The 17,655-nt window shown below is 61.9% G+C and carries 17 protein-coding genes and 1 pseudogene; 13 read left to right on the top strand and 5 right to left on the bottom strand.

Features of this window, described 5'->3' with window-relative positions; translation table 11 throughout:
- Positions 1–899 precede the first annotated feature (899 nt).
- Entirely contained in the window at positions 900–1,736 is an 837-nt protein-coding gene (locus AC0L30_RS31165; protein ID WP_473405964.1) for a hypothetical protein, read from the bottom strand.
- A gap of 338 nt (positions 1,737–2,074) precedes the next feature.
- Positions 2,075–3,586 carry a DNA primase family protein gene (locus tag AC0L30_RS31170; RefSeq protein ID WP_473405965.1) on the bottom strand — a complete coding sequence of 504 codons (1,512 nt, stop codon included), beginning with the start codon at positions 3,584–3,586 and terminating at the stop codon, positions 2,075–2,077.
- 132 nt (positions 3,587–3,718) lie between these two features.
- On the opposite strand from AC0L30_RS31170, the gene AC0L30_RS31175 reads away from it, so the two are divergent.
- The 9 genes from AC0L30_RS31175 to AC0L30_RS31215 all read left to right on the top strand — a co-directional run bounded on the left by AC0L30_RS31175 (position 3,719) and on the right by AC0L30_RS31215 (position 12,490).
- On the top strand, positions 3,719–4,600 hold the full coding sequence (locus AC0L30_RS31175; RefSeq protein WP_473405966.1) for a hypothetical protein: 882 nt from the start codon (positions 3,719–3,721) through the stop codon (positions 4,598–4,600).
- 377 nt (positions 4,601–4,977) lie between these two features.
- Positions 4,978–5,331 carry a winged helix-turn-helix transcriptional regulator gene (locus tag AC0L30_RS31180; RefSeq protein ID WP_473406012.1) on the top strand — a complete coding sequence of 118 codons (354 nt, stop codon included), beginning with the start codon at positions 4,978–4,980 and terminating at the stop codon, positions 5,329–5,331.
- 136 nt (positions 5,332–5,467) lie between these two features.
- Positions 5,468–6,376 (top strand): hypothetical protein, encoded by a 909-nt coding sequence (locus AC0L30_RS31185; RefSeq protein WP_473405967.1) that lies wholly within the window; start codon positions 5,468–5,470, stop codon positions 6,374–6,376.
- A gap of 288 nt (positions 6,377–6,664) precedes the next feature.
- Positions 6,665–6,928, top strand: a complete 264-nt coding sequence (locus AC0L30_RS31190; protein WP_473405968.1) for a hypothetical protein — start codon at positions 6,665–6,667, stop codon at positions 6,926–6,928.
- A gap of 368 nt (positions 6,929–7,296) precedes the next feature.
- On the top strand, positions 7,297–8,868 hold the full coding sequence (locus AC0L30_RS31195) for an ATP-binding protein (protein ID WP_473405969.1): 1,572 nt from the start codon (positions 7,297–7,299) through the stop codon (positions 8,866–8,868).
- 146 nt (positions 8,869–9,014) lie between these two features.
- Positions 9,015–9,380 (top strand): response regulator, encoded by a 366-nt coding sequence (locus AC0L30_RS31200; RefSeq protein WP_473405970.1) that lies wholly within the window; start codon positions 9,015–9,017, stop codon positions 9,378–9,380.
- A 103-nt stretch (positions 9,381–9,483) separates the two neighbouring features.
- Positions 9,484–10,275 carry an alpha/beta fold hydrolase gene (locus tag AC0L30_RS31205; protein ID WP_473405971.1) on the top strand — a complete coding sequence of 264 codons (792 nt, stop codon included), beginning with the start codon at positions 9,484–9,486 and terminating at the stop codon, positions 10,273–10,275.
- Complete coding sequence (locus AC0L30_RS31210; RefSeq protein ID WP_473405972.1) at positions 10,275–11,402, top strand: PAS domain-containing sensor histidine kinase; 1,128 nt, start codon at positions 10,275–10,277, stop codon at positions 11,400–11,402. The genes AC0L30_RS31205 and AC0L30_RS31210 overlap by 1 nt, the downstream gene beginning before the upstream one ends.
- A gap of 110 nt (positions 11,403–11,512) precedes the next feature.
- Entirely contained in the window at positions 11,513–12,490 is a 978-nt protein-coding gene (locus AC0L30_RS31215) for a sensor histidine kinase (RefSeq protein ID WP_473405973.1), read from the top strand.
- A 14-nt stretch (positions 12,491–12,504) separates the two neighbouring features.
- Here AC0L30_RS31215 and AC0L30_RS31220 read toward each other — a convergent pair whose 3' ends face one another.
- Positions 12,505–12,753, bottom strand: coding sequence for a hypothetical protein (locus tag AC0L30_RS31220; protein WP_473405974.1), 249 nt, complete (start codon positions 12,751–12,753; stop codon positions 12,505–12,507).
- Between the two features lie 19 nt (positions 12,754–12,772).
- Positions 12,773–13,699, bottom strand: coding sequence for a non-homologous end joining protein Ku (gene ku / locus AC0L30_RS31225; RefSeq protein ID WP_473405975.1), 927 nt, complete (start codon positions 13,697–13,699; stop codon positions 12,773–12,775).
- Positions 13,700–13,881: 182 nt separating this feature from the next.
- Between ku and AC0L30_RS31230 the strand changes: the two genes are divergently transcribed.
- Together AC0L30_RS31230 and AC0L30_RS31235 are read left to right on the top strand one after the other, a co-directional pair.
- Positions 13,882–14,094, top strand: coding sequence for a hypothetical protein (locus AC0L30_RS31230; protein ID WP_368507401.1), 213 nt, complete (start codon positions 13,882–13,884; stop codon positions 14,092–14,094).
- 1 nt (position 14,095) lies between these two features.
- Positions 14,096–14,343, top strand: a pseudogene (locus AC0L30_RS31235) (hypothetical protein).
- Between the two features lie 38 nt (positions 14,344–14,381).
- Here AC0L30_RS31235 and AC0L30_RS31240 read toward each other — a convergent pair.
- Positions 14,382–14,846, bottom strand: a complete 465-nt coding sequence (locus AC0L30_RS31240) for a hypothetical protein (protein WP_247392923.1) — start codon at positions 14,844–14,846, stop codon at positions 14,382–14,384.
- A gap of 500 nt (positions 14,847–15,346) precedes the next feature.
- Between AC0L30_RS31240 and ligD the strand changes: the two genes are divergently transcribed.
- Both ligD and AC0L30_RS31250 read left to right on the top strand, forming a co-directional pair.
- Complete coding sequence (ligD, locus tag AC0L30_RS31245; protein ID WP_473405976.1) at positions 15,347–17,164, top strand: DNA ligase D; 1,818 nt, start codon at positions 15,347–15,349, stop codon at positions 17,162–17,164.
- Between the two features lie 5 nt (positions 17,165–17,169).
- Positions 17,170–17,655: hypothetical protein (locus AC0L30_RS31250; RefSeq protein ID WP_473405977.1), on the top strand; the 486-nt coding region annotated here is incomplete at its 3' end.

Here is a 17,655-nt window from a genome sequence, read left to right on the forward strand (position 1 = left end):
CGGCGCCCGTTCCTCGGCGAGCTTGAACAACTTCGCGAGATGGTCGATCTCGCGGGCGTCGATCTCAAGCATCGAGAACGCCATGTTAGCGCCTCACGCCTGGGCGCAAGCTCGCCAGTTTTGCAGCCGCCGCCGTGCGGAGAGCGCCCGAACGCGCATCTTGCACCAAAGTGCGCGACAAGAAGGCGGCCGACTGTGCAGCGCCTTTCACGTCGCCACGCACGGCGGCGGAAACGCCGCGCACGATCGCTTGTTTGCGTTCATTGCAGCGGCAACCCATGACACACCTCACAAAATGATCATCGCGCGAGCTAACCCGGCAAAGTGCGCTAGGCATTCTGACTTGAAGGCCGAGAGCCGTGCGCGCGATGAAACTGAATTGGTGCCCCGAGATTCGCCTCGGGGAGGCGGGCTAGGCCGGGTAACGCCCGTACCATGCGCCGCCTAAGTGGCAGTTGCTCGCCGTGTTTAACGAGCGTGCGATTGCTCGGGCGTCAGCCATTTTGCATTGCGAGGCGTTGCGTCGCTTATCCCTCATCCAAGGCACGGGCGAAACCGTGTCGGCCCTATCGAGATAAGATCGAGGCATGCGTCGCGTTGCGTCAACAGTAGGATGCAACAGGCCCTCGGGCTAGGGTTGCTATGGCGCCGGCTTATGGCCGGTAATCAGTCACAAGCGCCGCCGGGATCAACACCCCGGATCAAACGGCGATACAGACGAAACAAACGAGAGAGTTAAATCTCGCGCATGGTCGTTTTCCTTGACGGTGCAGAATTGCAAAGCCCGCCGCGCTTTGTGCGGGCGGGCTTGGTTTTCAAGACCTTTTGGAACGTCCGGGGTTATGTCAAGACTTTCCCATGAAATCAAATCACCCGGACACGGGATCGCGGCAAACCCCTTAGATTGCAGCGGATCGGCGACCTTTTTCGCGGCTCGCCCGATTGTATGACGCGACCGTTTCCGCCTCGATCGGCGACTCGATCGGCTTGCCGCCGGATGCCGGCCGGCGCGGCACGAGGCCCGGCTCGACTTCGCATTTCGAGAAATCGCGGCCGGCAATGATGCGCGACTCGACAATCGGATGATCCCACGGCCGCAGCGGCAACGCGGTCGACACAACATCGAACGCGTCGAGCGCGCCGGAAAGATCACGCGCGAGCGTGACGAGCGCATGATGCCACGCGATCCATTCGGCGCGGCACTCGCCGATGTGCAGCGGCGAGGGCAAGCACCAATTCAACGGCGAGCGCGGGCGCGCCTTCAAACGATAGCGGCCATCGGCGCCCGGCCGCACCTCGACGAGATCGCCGTCGGCATCGATGCCGTACACGATCGCGCGCGGCGCGCCGCCGATCGAGGGCGCGAACATCTGTTTCGGCGTCGGCAATTCGAATTGCCATTTCGGCCGCGTGCCCATCGCCGCGCACGACATCACGATCGAGCGTTGATCGAACGTCGAGCGCGTAATCGCGCGCGCCGCCTCGTGCGCGATGCCCGCGAAGTCGCCGAACAGCGCAAGCGCCTCGTCGACGGTTTCACCGATGCGCGCGCCGGTGTCGAGCGCACGGATCGCATCGGCGACGAGGATCGCGTCGCGATGCGGCTCGCCGCCCAGGAAGCCGAGGCCGTCGCCGTGGCCGCTGACATCGACGCGCACACCGAGCGCGGTGATCCTGTCCCACGGACGCCGAGATCGCCTCGGCTTCGGCGACGCATCACGGAACGTCCATTGCAACAGCTACTCAATGTCGCTCTTGCCTTCGACGCGACTAATTCCCCCGGGTTGTCTAATGTTGGGATGTTGGGTTGATGTTGGGTTGGGAAGAACCCAACATCGAAAATTCCTTAGTCCTTTCATATAACTAACAGTCTAGATGTTGGGATGTAGGGTTAAGCTATATGCACATATAGAGAGCTTTGATCATTGCCCCGGCACCGCAAATTATAGAGAGGCAGGTTTTTCGAAAGACCCAACATCCCAACATTGCGCCTCGCCTAGCCCTTTGTTTCGGCTGCGGTTTTTGCCGATGTTGGGTTGCGAATCGACCCAACATCGGCGCGCTTAACCCAACATCAAACGGGAGCGGCATCGTCGTCGCCCATGTTTGGCGGCGGATCATTGCGATGCGCGCGTGCAACAGTGGGAACGTCGTGCAGCCGCACGTTAACGTATCGCGTGCCGGATGCGACGCGCTCTTTAGCGAATCCCTTTTGCGACATCGCGGTTGCGAAGCTTTTTTCTTTCCACGGCCGCACCGCGTTAGCAACTGCCCAGGCCGCAAAAGCGTCATACATCGAGCGAGCCGTCACCGTTGCCGACGGCTTGCCGTCCGAGAGGGCCGGCACACCATCGACGCACGCGCCGAGGAATGTGCCGACAGGGTCCATTTCCTCGCGATATCCCGCCGTCGAGTCGATCACCTCTTGCGGCGTTTTCAATCCTTCCGCGTTGAGATACTCGAGAGCGCCGGCGAGGAGCCAATTCAGGATGCCCGCGCGTTCCTCCCACAGTTCGGCGAGTACCTCGTCCATCGGTCGTTTTTCGTAGTCGGCGATCGTCACCGGCCACGGCACAAACTTGACGCGGCGCCAAATGCCATGGTCCACGCCGCTGATCTCGGGCTTGTGGTTGCCCGATAGAACAAGCTTGAACGTCGGCCGGAACTCGAAGAACTCTTTGTTAAGCGATCGCACGAGCATCGGCTCGCCGCCGGTCAATGATTTGATCAGGGCCTCTTTGAACTGAACCCCGCGCTCGGGCTCAGACGCTCGCACGAGGCGCGCGCCGGGCAAGCGCGCGAGATCAGGCGTCGCGCCCGACCCGTTGCGTTGCTGATCGCCGGATAGCGATGCAAAGTCGATGGTCGCGCAGTAAGGCCCCATGATGCGCGCAACAATATCGACGAAAGTCGACTTCCAATTGCCGCCGGTGCCGTAGCTAAACACGAAGCATTGCTCGCCCGTCATGCCGGTCAAGGCGTAGCCGTGATATCGCTGCACAAAGTCGCGCACAGCCTCGACGGGCAGGAATCGCTTGACGGCCGCCATGAACATCGGACACCCCGCGGCGGGATCATACTCGACCGGCGCAATCTTGGTGATGCGATCCTCGCGGCGATGCTCGGTTAGGTCGACGCGCCATCGCTTGATTGTCTTGTCGGAATGATCCGGCGCATCGGGATCAGGCACCTCGTCATAGACAAATCGCAGCGTGCCGTTAATCACATTGAAAGCGACCTTGTCGGCGTCGAGCGCGTCGACGTCAACAGCCGAGTGAGGCAACAGCGCTTCGAGCATGCCGCGCACCTTTGCCATGTTGCCCGATGACACCGAATATTTGCGCCGACCAATCTGCCGTCCCTTGAGCGCGGCTTGCGCGGCGGCGCCCGCCTCTACGATATGAGTGAGCATCTGCCAACGTTGCTCCTTGCGCGCGGCGGCGGCACCGTGCTCTCGTTCCATCGCCGACAGTTGATCGCGCGCGGCGCCCGCTGCATCGAAAATTGACCCCCATCGGCGCCGTCGGGACCCCTTCAGGCACTTGATTTCATTGAATTCAGGTGATGGTACCCCCACGCCGATCATGGCTGAGACCCCACGCCGAAACACATTCAAGCCGCGCTAACGCTGAGGGAACGTTCATCAGTGAGCATAGTCTCGAGACTTGACGCACTATTGGTGGTTGTGAAACATTTCGAAGTCGGGTGGGGGCTCGGTATGGCAGCGCGGTTAGCACCGTTCGCGTGCATCAGTTTTCTTCTGGCGGGATGTGTCGTTTTCCCGCCGACGGAACAATACGATGGCATCTCGATCAACCGAGTTGTCGATCGTGTGAAGTGTGAACTCGGAGCGGCGCTCAGCGAAGCGCCGACCCTCCAGTCTTGGGTCGGAGTGATAACGCTGACCCTTGAAGTCGACCACACAGGATCCGTTCTTCCAAGCACCAGCCTTACAGGCCCCTTCAACGCCGGAACATATGGCTTGGACATCAGTGCGGGTGCCACCGGTAAATCAGTGCAGACATCGCTGGTGAACGTCTATTTTCCTGTCTACGAATTGCTCGCATTCGCCGAAGCCTGTCCCATTGCCCCCCGCAATCAGCTCGAAGATTCTCTGGGTCTGCATGAGTGGGTTTTGCGAACGCTGTCCCTCAAGACTGATGAAGGCGCCGTGTTCAAAGACAAGGACAAGGCTATCGGCTACACGCTCGAATTCGATCTCGACCTCACGGCAGGCATAACGCCAGGCTTCACGTTCTCAAGGGCATCAGGCAAGGCCGGATTGTCGATTGATCGCCGAACGGTAAACACCCTTCAAATTGCACTGGCCGACGCTGGAATCTCCCCGCCGAAGCGGGTCACGAGCTACGTCAGGGTGCCAGTGAAACCAAAGCCGGCCGAAGGGCAGCCCGGAGAAGCGAAACCGACCGAAGTGCCGCTTACCGGCGACGAGCCGAAGCCTCCGACGGCGAAGGCCTACCGCTATGAAAAGCGATCTGTCGTAAAGGGCGGCAGCAACGTTTCCGATGACGCGAAGAAGCGTCTGGACGTGATTATTCAACAGCTTCAGTTGAGAAACCTAAGAATCAGAGGGTTCTGAGGGGCCTGCGTTGTTCGGAGCTATGAGAGGGAAGCGCGTAAACCAACCCGATAGGACGGAAAGCCCATGAAACTTGCCAGTACCGCCGATGAATATATCCGGATGGGTGAGACAGCCCCCCACGCCGAGCTCATTTACGATCCGGAATCATGGTCCCGGGCGAGACAGGAAAAATGGGGCGTGCTTGGCCATCTGTCAGAGGAGGCACTTGACCAGTTCGAGCAATCAATGCGCTTCAAGGAAGGCTGTTTGGTTGCCGCTCACGGCGCGCACATGGAGCGTGAGCTTGACGGAGACGTCAGCAAGTTCTTCGAATTGTTCGGGATAGGGAAAGATCTGCTGGGTTCAGCATGGCCGTTTCTGTGCACGCCAAGAGGATGTGTACACACGGCGACATATTATTGCTTTTTTCACAAGAACTGGTCGACGGCGGTGTTCTTGAGCGCCGTCCAATTGCAAGCGATGCAAAGCGTCAAGAATACGTTCTTACGGAGAAGGGCCAAGACCTCTTCACGACGATTATTGCGCTCCGGCAATGGGGCGACCGATGGCTGTTTCCAGAGGACCGATACCCTGCCGACATGATCGACAACAGGGATCAATATCCCTTGGCACCCATCGAAGTCCGCTCGGTAAAAGGTCGCAAAGTGACGCTGGCCAACCTGACATTGAAAGCGCACGTCCCCAGCAAGCGGACAGAACCCAAGACGCCTCGATTAAGAAGGCGGTGACCTCGACACACCTGTGGAGAGTCCGGGTCGTTCGACCGGCAGCCTTCCGCTGCGGCCAAGCGCTGGTCCATTTCTTCGGAATTTGGCCGTGCTGGGAGGTGCGCATCAACTCTGAATCAAGTCCCCCCGCGGGCCGATGCTCGCCGGAGTGGCGTCACTCTGCCTTTCGAACGCCGCGCTGAGCAAGGACAACGGCAGCAGCAACGGCGATGGTGACGACGGAGCGGCAAGCACGGCGGCACTGCCGAACATCTACCTGGACCTGCGGACCAACTACGCGAAGGTGCCGGCGAACACGCTCTCGATCGGCTTCAGCAATCCCTCATTGTCCGGCGCGCTCGCTACGCTACGGACGCTCGCTGGGGTCACGAACTCTCCAACCGTTCAGAGCCTCCCTGCGCTGTCCTCGCCGGCGGGCCAAAATATTTCGATGGATGTTCCCTTTACCGTCGATGTCAGTGACCGGGTCTCCTTGTACAGCGGCTTCACCGGAAGCACCTCGCAAAGCGGCACGTCCGATTGGTCGACCTTCGCCGCCAGCAGCTGGAATGTGGGACTACAGGCCGATTTCTATCAACAAAATGGCGGATCGATACCGACAGTCACGCTGCAGTCGACCTACACAAGGTCGGTGCCGGATTCTCCTCTTGCGACGACGTCCTTCAACAACATCGTGGAGTTCGATTACGCGCTGAACAAGGACGAGACCAAAGGATTCCTTGCCGGTGTCCAGTACACCAGGATCGAGGTCGACTCCCCGCGCGCTAGGATCCATCCCAACTTCATCGGCTATGTCGGCGGCTATTATCAGTGGGACAACAACTGGAAATTCACCGGTCGTGTCGGCGTCCAGTCGTTCGGTGGGGCACAGCTTCTGAACGTAACCCCGTTTCAACCTTTTACCCAGCCGATCGTGAGGTTCGATCTCGACCGGATGGACGACAACGACAACAGACTGTTCGGTATAACCGCAGAGATCGCCTGGGCACCGAAGGCAGCCTATCTGCTAACGGTCCGGACACCGCTCTATGCGGTCCGGCATTAGCTCCGTACGAAATCTGCAAGCGATGGTCTCGGTTTCGAGGATCCAGGCATCAGGGGCGCCGCGAGCGTGCCCACACGCAGCGGCCCGCTTCCGGACGGCGCGCTCCGCATCGTTGCCGGTGGTGTAAAGGAAGACCCGGCGCAGACCCCGTGAGGTTCTGCACAGGCTCGGCGGAACAGGTGGACAAACCCGGAGCCTCAGCAATCCGGAATCCCTGACCCGTGCTAACCGCCAGGAACGAGGCGGTGGTCCCAAGGATTCGTCCTCGGCAGGAGCTATCTGAAGCTGATGAAGAGGGAAAAACCAAAGGCGATCCGGACGCTGCGCGGCTGGGCCATCTCGGTGCTGCAGGAGGCCGGCGCCATCCACGAATGCGATGAGCACGGCTGGGCGAAGGACCGTGCCGACCCACATGCGCGGGAGCACGCCTTGGATCTGGCCAGACAGGAGCCACCAACCAGCTTGTCTCCGGATGACGCGGTGGCCGAGCTCCGCCAAGTGCTGGACTCGATCGGCGATACCTGCCCGGAATGCCCCTCCGACATGGAATAGACTGGCTCCTCCGCCGAGTGCGCTCGGGCGTAAGCGCCCGCAGGTCCGATCCACAGCGGATAGCGCTTCTGCGCATCAAGGCTACCGACAGAACCTTGCGGCCGTGCTGGGGCAAGGTGAGCTCGGAAGCGGGTCGCGCAGCCTCGGAACCAAACAGCCCCTAAAGCATTGTGAAAGATTGCATTTCTAACGTAATCCATTCGAGCCTCGGCTCGCTCGATGACCGGGGCACCATGGGGACCTCCTCCGAGACAGCGATCTTTTCGACGGGCAGCCGCATCGGGGCCCTGCTGAGGGAGTTCGATTGGTCTCGATCGCCACTGGGCAACCCGCAGAATTGGGCGGCCGAGCTTAAGACGACCCTGTCCATGCTGCTTCGGGCGGAAGCCCAGATCGTGCTGTTTTGGGGTCCGGAGTTCGTGGCCCTGTACAACGACGCCTACGCCCCCACCATCGGCGACAAACACCCTCGCGCTCTCGCTCGCCCGGCAAAGGAGAGCTGGAGCGAGCTTTGGGACGATCTGGAGCCGCTGCTTCGGAGCGTACGGGACACCGGAAGAACGTTTTCGTCCAAGGATCGGCCGTTCTACATCGAGCGGCACGGCTTCGGAGAGACCGTCTATTTCGAGGTCTCCTACTCGGCCGTTCCGGACGGCGATGGCGGCGTCGGAGGCGTGCTGTGCATCGTCTCGGAGACGACCGAGCGCGTGCGCGCCGAGGCGGCACTCCGGGATAGCGAGGCTCGCCTGCGGGACCTGAACGAGAAGCTCGAGCAGCGGGTCATGGAGCGGAGCCGCGAACTCGAGCGCGCCCACGTCGCGCTGCGCCAGGCGCAGAAGATGGAGGCTGTCGGCCAGCTGACGGGCGGGATAGCTCACGACTTCAACAACCTTCTCCAAGGCATCACCGGCAGCCTCGATCTGATCCGGCGCAAGCCAGACGATGCGGGCCGTGTCAGCCGATGGGCGGAGGCGGGACTGAAGGCCGCCGACCGCGGCGGGCGCCTCGCCGGACAGCTGCTCGCGTTCTCCCGCACCCAGAAACTGGATATCGCATCGATCGACATCTCGAGCGCGCTCACCGGCTTCGCTGACCTGCTCCGCAGGACCATCGGACCGTCAATCGAGCTCCGCATGGATCTCCACACCGACGGCGTCTTCGCCGAGGGAGATCGGACGCAGCTCGAACTGGCCGTGCTCAATCTCGCCCTGAACGCGCGTGATGCCATGCCGGAGGGAGGCGAACTCGTCGTCGCCGCCCGTCCGTGCCGCCTCACGGGCGATCCCGAACTACAGGATGGCGACTACGTCGAGCTGTCGGTGAAGGATTCGGGGACCGGCATGAGCGCAGAGATCACGGAACGTGCTTTCGAGCCGTTCTTCACGACGAAGGACGTCGGCAAAGGCACCGGCCTCGGCCTCAGTCAGGTCTACGGCACGCTTCATCAATCAGGAGGCGCCGTGAGGATCGACAGCTCGCCGGGTACCGGAACGACCGTGCGGCTTTACCTACGCAGGACCGAGGTCCAGCCGCGGCAGGCCGAGGAGCATTCGGCCAAGGCCGAACCGGAGCCTGCGGCCACGGTGCTGATCGTCGATGACGATCCTGACGTGCGTGCCTTCCTCACCGATTCGCTGGAGACCCTGGGGTACTCATCCCTCGTCGCGGAGGACGGCGCGTCGGCGCTGAAGGTTTTCCAAGCGATCGCTCCTGCAGCGATGATACTGGACTTCGCGATGCCCGGCATGAACGGTGCGGATGTGGCGAAGCGAGCCAGACAGATCCGTCCCGATCTGCCGATCATCTTCGCGAGTGGTTACTCGGAAACCGCAGCGCTCACTGCCGTGCAGGAAAGCCAACATTCGCGCATGCTTCACAAGCCGTTCAAGGTAGGTGAACTACAATCCGCTTTGGCCGAATTGCTCGCCAGACCGGATTGAGCAACTGCAGCACAGCGCCACGCCCGACCAACGAATCGACGGTTGGCGACGTTTGCCCTGAGTGCCTGGGCAGATCGGGCCGGAACATCCCAGGTCGCCGGCCGTTCCTGATTCCGCACGTAAATCAAATGTTTGAGGCACCGCCTGTGCGCATACTTGTCGTCGAGGACGATGAACTAATTCGAGAATTCGTCGTCGAGGCGTTGCGCGAGGAAGGATTCGAGGTTGTCGAGGCGGAGGACGGGGAGCAGGCGCTCGCCTGGTGCGGAGGGCACGACCCGGATTTTCTCGTCACGGACATCAGGCTGCCGGGCCGCATCGATGGATGGGAGATCGCGGAGCGCTGCCGCGAGCACGACCCCGACCTACCCGTGATCTACGCCACGGGGTACTCGCCGGTCGCGGCCCGTCCCGTACCGGGCAGCCGATGTTTGCAGAAGCCGTACCATCCCGACGCGATCGTCAGCGCTGTGAGAGAGATGGCGAGGGGAACCCGGAACATTTCGCACTAGACCAGCCAATCTGGGCATCTCTTTTGCGCGCCCGGGCACTCGCATTTTTCCACCAAGCGCGGCTAAGGTGCGGCGACAGGCCCGCAACGAGTCAGGAGTGCACATGTCAGGCGTGATCAAACGCAACAACGTACACGTCCGTGGCGAGGGCGATCGGGCGATGATCTTCGCGCACGGCTTCGGTTGCGACCAGAACATGTGGCGGTTTGTGGCGCCCGCCTTCGAGAAGGAGTTCAAGACGGTCTTGTTCGATCACGTCGGCGCCGGCGGTTCGGATCTTTCCGCATACGATCGCACCAAGTATTCGAGCCTTGCGGGTTATGCCGACGACGTGGTCGAAATCGGCCGCGAACTGGAGCTGAGGGATGCGGTGTTCGTCGGGCACTCTGTCAGCAGCATGATCGGCCTGCTCGCCGAGCAAAAGTCGCAGGGCATGTTCGGAAAGCTGGTGCTTATCGGCCCCTCGGCCCGCTACATCGACGACGACGGCTATGTAGGGGGCTTCAGCGCCAAGCAGATCGAGGAACTGCTGCAGTTTCTGGAATCCAACCACATGGGCTGGTCCACGCAGATGGCGCCGGCGATCATGGGGAATCCGGATCGGCCGGAGCTTGGCGAGGAACTGACCAACAGTTTCTGCCGAACGGACCCTGAAATCGCAAAGGCGTTCGCCCGGGTGACCTTCACGTCCGACAACCGCAAGGATCTGCCGGGCGTCGGGGTGCCCACCTTGGTCCTGCAGTGCAGCGAGGACATCATCGCCTCCCAGGAGGTCGGCGACTACGTCAACCGCAACATTCCCAAGAGCCGCATGATCGTCCTGAAGGCGACCGGCCACTGTCCCAACCTCAGCGCGCCCGATGAAGTGATCGAGGCGATGCGGACGTTCGTCTAGTGGGCGTCTGCGGCCCCGACTTCCAGGACCTGGTCGAGAACGCACCGTGCGGGTACATCACCCTGCAGGCAAACGGTCGCGTCGATCAGGTGAACCGGACCTTCCTTGACTGGAGCGGACGTTCGGCCGAGCAGATGATCGGCAAGCGCTTCAGCGACTTCCTGACCATGCCGGGCCGCATCTACTACGAGACCCACATCGCGCCCCTTTTGCGTATGCAGGGCTCCTTCCAGGAGTTCGCTATCGACATGCTGGACGCGGACGATACCCCGTTGCAGATGATCGCGAACGCGAACGAGCGCCGCGATGCCGACGGCAAGCTGCTGCTGATACGGCTTGCGCTGATCAAGGCGACGGATCGGCGGCGGTACGAGCTGGAGCTGCTCGCGGCCCGCGAGCTGGCCAAAGCGGCCGAGAAGGCGATCGAGGAGCGGCTTCAGCGCGAGAACCAGGCCTCCGAGCTGCGCGAGCAGTTCATCGCGGTTCTCGGCCACGACCTTCGCAACCCGCTCGCCTCCATCAGCGCAGGCGCCCGCATCCTGGACCGCACCGTCCAGAGCGAGAAGGAGCGCCAGATCATCGCCATGATGCAGACGACCGTGATGCGGATGTCCGCGCTGATCGACGACGTGCTCGACTTCGCGCGCGGCCGGCTTGGCGGCGGAATATCTCTCGACCGCAACACGAGTGAACCGCTGGAACGCACCCTTGCCCAGGTGGTCGACGAGCTCAGATTGGCAACGCCCGGCCGGGTGATCGAAGCCGAATTCGAGATCGATCGGCCCGTGAATTGCGATCGTACCAGGATAGGCCAGCTGCTATCCAACCTGGTGGGCAATGCGCTGACGCACGGGTCCTCGAACAAGCCAGTCGTGGTCCATGCCGAGACGACCGCGACGACGTTCGAACTTTGGGTCTCCAACGCAGGGGATGTCATCCCGCCGGAGGCGATGGACAAGCTGTTTGAGCCGTTCTTTCGCGGAAAGGCCCGCGCCAGCCGTCAGGGCCTAGGGCTAGGCCTCTATATCGCGTCCCAGATCGCAGAAGCTCACAAGGGTAAGTTGACCGTGACCTCGACGTCTGAGGAGACCCGGTTTACCTTCTCTATGCCTCTTCAATCGGTGTGAAGACCGGTTGTGGTCGGATGGTCGACGAAAGAAGGCCGGCCATTCTGATGAAGCCCTTTTTGGCTGGGCCAATCCCTGGAACTAGCACACGGCGCCACGCATGATCCTCTATGGAAAACCTGCTGGTCAGCCTCCTTCCCAAGGAACAATATTCGGTGGCGGTCCGATATGCGGCCACCCTGCTGATCGTGGGCGTCGCAACCTTGTTGCGCCTGTCGCTCTCGGACGAACTTCAACATTACCCTGTTCTGTTGTTCTTCCCGGCGGTGTTTCTATCGGCTCTTCTGTTCGATCGAGGCTCGGGCTTTTTCGCGACGATCGTAAGCGCTGTCCTCGCGGCATACCTGTTCATCGCTCCAAGTGAGAGCTTCGAGATCGACATCCGCGAATTCGTGCCGTTGTCGATTTTCATCGTTACGGGATTCACCATTTCGGCAGTCACCGAGGCGCTGCGGCAGGCTATTCAAAAGCTCGCCCGCTCCGAGACGCAGAAGAGCCTGTTGCTGGAGGAGCTGAGCCACAGGACCAAGAACGACCTGTTCATGGTCTCTTCCGTTCTCACGCTGCAGGCGAGGGCGCAGAGCGATCCCAATGTGAGAGCCGCGTTGCAGGCCGCCGTCGCCCGCGTCGCGGTGATCGCGCGCGCCCAGGAGCGGCTGCGGGGTGACAATGACGGTGGCTCAGTGGAAATGGCCGCCTACCTCGAAGACCTCTGCCGCACGCTGGGTGACATGCTCCGGGATGTGCGGCCGATAGCGGTGCTGGTGAGCGCAGACAAGCTCGAGGTCAACTCGTCCGATGCTGTCTCGATCGGCCTGATCGTCAACGAGCTCGTCACGAATGCCATCAAATATGCTTTTCCCGATGATCGCGGAGGCACGGTCAAGGTAACGTTGGCCCAAACCGGCGGCGGCGTTGAGCTCGTCGTAGAGGACGACGGCGTCGGCTGTCCTCCAGAGCCTTCTCAGGGGATGGGATCCCGCCTGGTGCGCTTGTTAGCCGCTCAGATGCAGGGCGATTTATCGCGCGACCCGCGACACGCCGGGTGCAAGACCGTTGTGAGGCTCCCGATCCGGCGCCTGAATTGAACCGCCCGTCGGCCCTACCGCCTACGTGAAATCCAAGCTCCCATCAGAAAGGCGACAAGCAGAGAACGCAGCGGGGCTTTCACGGTCACCTCGCGGAGCTGATCTGCGAAGCGCATCGCTGCATCCGAAGCAGACGGCGGGCTTGACCGGCGCGCGGCTCCCGCGTCAGCCTTGGATGTCGCTCCAGAAGATCGTTCCATCCCACCCTGCTCGTCGACCAAGCCGGAAGCTTCCGTCATCGCCGAGGCTTCCTTCATATCCATGCGGCTCTCCTACTCTCTGTCAGGCAGACTTCCGCTGCGACTTGGCGGCCGGTTTTTTCGCTGCCGCCTCCTTGGGCGGCTTCTTGCCGGCAATCGGCATGAGCATCTCCTTCTGTCCGGCCCCCGCCCTCGGCGGCTTCTTGGCAGCCTTGCTTGCCTTCGCCGGCGCGGCCTCCTGACCAACGCTCCGACGCAGCGCCTCCATCAGGTTGACAACGTTGGTGGCCGCCGGCTTGTCCTTCGGGGTGATCGGCTTGCCGGCTCGCTTCTGGTTGATGAGCTCGATCAGCGCGGACTCGTAGTGGTCCTCGAACTTTTCCGGCTCGAAGTTGCCGGCCTTCTGGTTCACGATGTGCCGGGCGAGATCGAGCATGTCCTTCGTGACATTCACGTCCTGGATCTCATCGAAATATTCCTGCTCGCTGCGCACCTCGTAAGGATACCGCAGCAGCGTGCCGACCAGCCCCTTGTCCATCGGCTCGAGCGAGATGATGTGCTCGCGGTTGGTCAGCACCACCCGTCCGATCGCGACCTTGTCCATCTCGCGGATGGTCTCCCGGATCACGGCGAAGGCGTCGTGCCCGACCTTGCCGTCCGGGCGGATGTAGTAGGGACGGATCAGGTAACGCGGATCGATGTCGCTGCGGGAGACGAACTCGTCGATCTCGATGGTCCGGGTCGACTCCAGCGCGATCTCCTCGAGCTCCTCCTTGGAGACCTCGATGTACTGGCCCTTCTCGAGCTCGTAGCCCTTGACGATGTCCTCGTTCGGCACCTCGTCGCCGGTGTCGGCGTCGACCTTGAGGTACCTGATGCGGTGGCCGGTCTGCCGGTTGAGCTGGTTGAACGAGATCTTCTCGCTCTCCGACGTCGCCGGATAGAGCGCGACCGGGCAGGTGACGAGGGACAGACGCAGGAAGCCTTTCCAGTTTGCTCGCGGGGCCATGGTTACGCAACGCTCCAGGTACGGGGACTTGGACTCAAGACGAACGGCGCGACACAGTTCCGACACTGCCCGCAGGCGTCCACCGCCAAATTGAGGGCACGCCCGGTCAAGCGCCTGGCAGACGTGGCGGGCAGCCTTGACTCTTACGAACAAAATGAGAACATGCACCGATGACCCAACCCATGGCATCCGAACCGGCCAGCTTCGACTTGGAGGACGCCGCCGACCAGGCGATTGCGGCCTGTGGGGGCGACGCTCGGGAAGCTCTCAAGGCGCTCATCATCGCGAATGGCTTCCTGGAGACGCAGGTGGAAGAGCTGCGGGCTTCGATTTCTGCCGGCTATTCGCGCGGCCGGTTCGACGTACCGCGCGACCGGAAGGATTGGTACGACTGACATGCCCGCGGTGACCTACTATGTGGCTCTGCCGTTCCTTCCTTCGGATGACGGTATCGCTGCCGGCGAAGCCGTCGAATGCTTCAATCCCAAGCCGCCGTGATGAAGGCCGAGGCGCTTTCGCGAAAGCCTGGCATTGTTGGCGCAGTGGCCTTCAGCCGCAGCGGGGATCCGGCTACAGGCGAATTCGGAGACGCAACCGTGATCCGCAAGTTCGGCGACGTGCCGGAAGACCTGAGCACCTTGTGAAAGGGACGCGCGGAGATGTTCTGCGCGAGCCCCGGCAATTACCTCCCGCTGAGCGATAGGCTCATACGAGTGACGGTGTTGTCCCAGGCGCGCTCCTCTTCTGCGGGATAGTTGATCAGGAGGCAATGGATCAGCCGCCCCGAGAAGTTGCAGCGGTTGTACCAGACCTTGTCGCCCCTGTAGCTGGAGACCGCAAAGAACCGTGGTGTCACTCGCTTGTACTGAATGCGTGAAGGCGGATGTTTTTTGGCGAGAAAGGCCGCGGGTGAATCGTTCTCGACGTTGGGCGCAGCCTGGATCGTGATGTCGGCCCGCCCGTCGGCGGTTCGGAACCGTTGCCCGTAGCCGTCGGGTCGGCCAGCTTCTTCCGTGAAGACCGAAGATGGGAAATCCATCGAGGTGCCGGTCTGGGGAATGGTGTACTTGGTCCATCGCACCGGCTGCGCCGACGCCGTCGCTGTCGAGACGACAAGTGCCAATGCGAGAGCGCTCGTCGATTTCATCGCACTTCCCTCCGACTACCACGGAGCAAAAAGCCGGAACGTCAATTACGTTCCAGACGCCCGATGCTGTGGATTGAAAGCTCGCGAGTTACTCGCCTTCCTCGTGGGGACCATTCGGATCGAGCCTGGTCAGCCTGGTCTCGCCGCCGGGCGAGAACCCGGCACCTCGAAAGGGGACGGTGATAAGACCCCCGGTGCTTTGGCCGCGTGGTGTCAGGCAGCGCGCAGCGGGGACGTTGGTCGACGGGCCGGCCGGCCTCCTCCGCCTGGCACCTCCGACACCTGAACTGGATTTCGCGTTGCGCGGCAGCGGACTTTTGGATGTTCGCCGCCATAGGCCATGCGCCGCATTGGGGACATTTCTCCAGCAGGGTCTCCGATTCTATCATCGCGCTCGCTCCTTCCCGCGCCCACAGCCCGCCAACGCTCAGAGACAACCCGCGTTCCGAACGAGTGTAGGCGCGACACGGAACGAAGCAGGGCGACGGCGTTGAATCGGCATGTGTGCCGTGGCGTTGCGTCAGTCTCGTTTGAGAGTATCGCGTGTCCATGGCGCCATCAGAGCTGCTATTCCAGGTTACATCGAGCCGTGTGATCCCACGTTGCGTGAAAAGCCGCCGCGCGGCGAAGACTGGGTCTACGAGATCAAGGCCGACGGTTACCGCGCACAACTGCACTTGGAAGAGGGCGACATCAAAGTTTACTCGCGCACGGGCCTTGACTGGACGGAGCAGTTCTCCTCGATCGCAGCGAGCGCCCACTTGCTCAAGGCAAACAGCGCGATCATGGACGGCGAGGCCGTGGTGTACGGCAGTGGCGGCCTGCCGGATTTCCAGCAGCTCAGGCGGGAGCTCGGCCCGAGGCAAAGCGAGCGTGTGCGCTACCACGCCTTCGATCTCCTGTACCTCGACGGCTACGACCTGCGGGGCGTCGTGTACGAGGAGCGCAAGCGTTTGCTGCAGCGGCTCCTGAAGGGCGCGCCTGAAACCTTCATCTATGTCGAAGGGATTCGGGCGAACGGCAAGCAGATTTTCGAAAACGCTTGTAAGATGGGGCTTGAAGGTCTCGTCGCCAAGCGACTCGGCGAGCCCTATCGCTCGGGGCGGCAGGACAGCTGGGTCAAGCTCAAGTGCAAGAAGAGCGAGACCTTTCCGATTGTCGCGTTCGTCGAAAAGCTGGATGCGCGCCCCCGCAAGGTGGCGTCCCTCTATGTCGGGCGCCACGACCATGGCAAGCTGCTCTACGCCGGCAAGGTGCGTACGGGCTACACCGAGACGACGGCACGCGAATTGCGCGAGCGGCTGGATCCGTTGATTCGGAAGACCTCGCCGCTCGATGTCGCCGTCAAAAAGCCCAAGGCGACGTGGGTCGAGCCTACCCTAGAAATCGAGGTCCAGTATGGCGCGCTGACCGATGATGGTCTGCTTCGCGAAGCCGTGTTCAAGGGTTTTCGAGACGATCTTGCGCTACGCAAGGTCAAGGCGCCGCGGCTGGTGCCGTCCGCAGCCGGCCGGCCGAAGCTGGGTGTCCCCCGAGAGAACATCCTGCAGCTTCTGCCCGACGCCGTTGTGCCGTCAAAAGAAGAACTCGCCGACTACTGGCGCAGGGTGTGGAAGAAAGCCCTCCCGCACCTCGGCCATCGCCCGCTCAAGCTGGTGCGTCGCGTGCACGGCACCACCTTCTACCACAAGGGGCCGCTGCCGAAGGACATTCCGGCCGCCGTGCACCAGCTCCGGATTCAGAAACGCGAGGGCGGCGAAGGCACGCGCCTGTGGGTTGACAGCCTGGAAGGCTTTCTGGGCCTTGTCGAGATCGGGGCGGTCGAGCTGCACCCGTGGAATGCGACTGTCGAGGACTTCGAGCATGCCGACCGCATCGTCATCGATCTCGATCCCGGGGAGGGCGTCGACTGGGATGCCGTCGTGGAGACTGCGCTCGCTCTGCGCACACTGATGAAACGCGAGGGCTTCGAGACCTGGCCCAAGCTCACCGGCGGCAAAGGAATCCATCTGATGGCGCCGCTGGATCAGCCGGTGCTGCACGATAAGGCGCATCGGGTGGCGCATCAGCTGGTGGCCGCTTTCGCAGCGCGCCATCCACACCGCTACCTCTTGTCTGCGCAGGCAAAGCGTCGCGATCGCATCTTCCTCGATTATCTGCGAAATGGCCGCGGTACCACGGCCATCGGCACCTATTCCCCGCGAGCCCGGGAGGGATTTCCGATCGCAGCGCCCGTGACCTGGAAGCGGATCGAGGGCGGGATCGCGCCGGACGCCTTCACCATGGACAGTCCATTCCGCGCCAAGTCGAGAAGGTAAGCCATATGTCAGATGCATTCGATCAATGGGTGGAATGGCGCCACAAACCTCGCCGTGACAGGCGCAACATTCCTGCCGAACTGTACGCCGCGGTGATGTCGCTGCCTGAGGCCGATCGCTCCGACCGGCAAAGGGTGAACGAGGTGGTTCGCAGCCATGATGAAGCTCGCCGCGAGGGCAGAACCGTATGGCTCTACCTCGATTACCACGACCGCGCACCGCGCACGATCGAGGATTCCGGCTGGGTGAAGGTGTTTGCATCGGCCGACGTCGCCAAAAGGTGGCTCAAGGAAAACGACCCCGAAGGCGTAGCCTGGGAGTACGAAGTGGAAGGCGGTCGGGCGCGAGGATCGGTTTGGCTCCACTCGCACGATCCGGAGTCCACAGACATTGGCGACGTCGATTGGGGCCGGCTCTTTGCCTCGCAAGCGTGTGCGGAAAAGTGGGTTGAGCAGAACGATCCGACGGGCAAAATTTGGGAGCATCCGGTT

The sequence above is a fragment of the Bradyrhizobium sp. MI1.11 genome, from assembly GCF_055811255.1.

Bases quoted from the DNA above. Each gene is read 5' to 3' on its own strand.
- AC0L30_RS31170 (WP_473405965.1), bottom strand. From the start codon at position 3,586: ATGATCGGCGTGGGGGTACCATCACCTGAATTCAATGAAATCAAGTGC.
- AC0L30_RS31175 (WP_473405966.1), top strand. From the start codon at position 3,719: ATGGCAGCGCGGTTAGCACCGTTCGCGTGCATCAGTTTTCTTCTGGCG.
- AC0L30_RS31180 (WP_473406012.1), top strand. From the start codon at position 4,978: ATGTGTACACACGGCGACATATTATTGCTTTTTTCACAAGAACTGGTC.
- AC0L30_RS31185 (WP_473405967.1), top strand. From the start codon at position 5,468: ATGCTCGCCGGAGTGGCGTCACTCTGCCTTTCGAACGCCGCGCTGAGC.
- AC0L30_RS31190 (WP_473405968.1), top strand. From the start codon at position 6,665: ATGAAGAGGGAAAAACCAAAGGCGATCCGGACGCTGCGCGGCTGGGCC.
- AC0L30_RS31195 (WP_473405969.1), top strand. From the start codon at position 7,297: ATGCTGCTTCGGGCGGAAGCCCAGATCGTGCTGTTTTGGGGTCCGGAG.
- AC0L30_RS31205 (WP_473405971.1), top strand. From the start codon at position 9,484: ATGTCAGGCGTGATCAAACGCAACAACGTACACGTCCGTGGCGAGGGC.
- AC0L30_RS31215 (WP_473405973.1), top strand. From the start codon at position 11,513: ATGGAAAACCTGCTGGTCAGCCTCCTTCCCAAGGAACAATATTCGGTG.
- AC0L30_RS31220 (WP_473405974.1), bottom strand. From the start codon at position 12,753: ATGGATATGAAGGAAGCCTCGGCGATGACGGAAGCTTCCGGCTTGGTC.
- ku (WP_473405975.1), bottom strand. From the start codon at position 13,699: ATGGCCCCGCGAGCAAACTGGAAAGGCTTCCTGCGTCTGTCCCTCGTC.
- AC0L30_RS31230 (WP_368507401.1), top strand. From the start codon at position 13,882: ATGGCATCCGAACCGGCCAGCTTCGACTTGGAGGACGCCGCCGACCAG.
- AC0L30_RS31240 (WP_247392923.1), bottom strand. From the start codon at position 14,846: ATGAAATCGACGAGCGCTCTCGCATTGGCACTTGTCGTCTCGACAGCG.
- ligD (WP_473405976.1), top strand. From the start codon at position 15,347: ATGTGTGCCGTGGCGTTGCGTCAGTCTCGTTTGAGAGTATCGCGTGTC.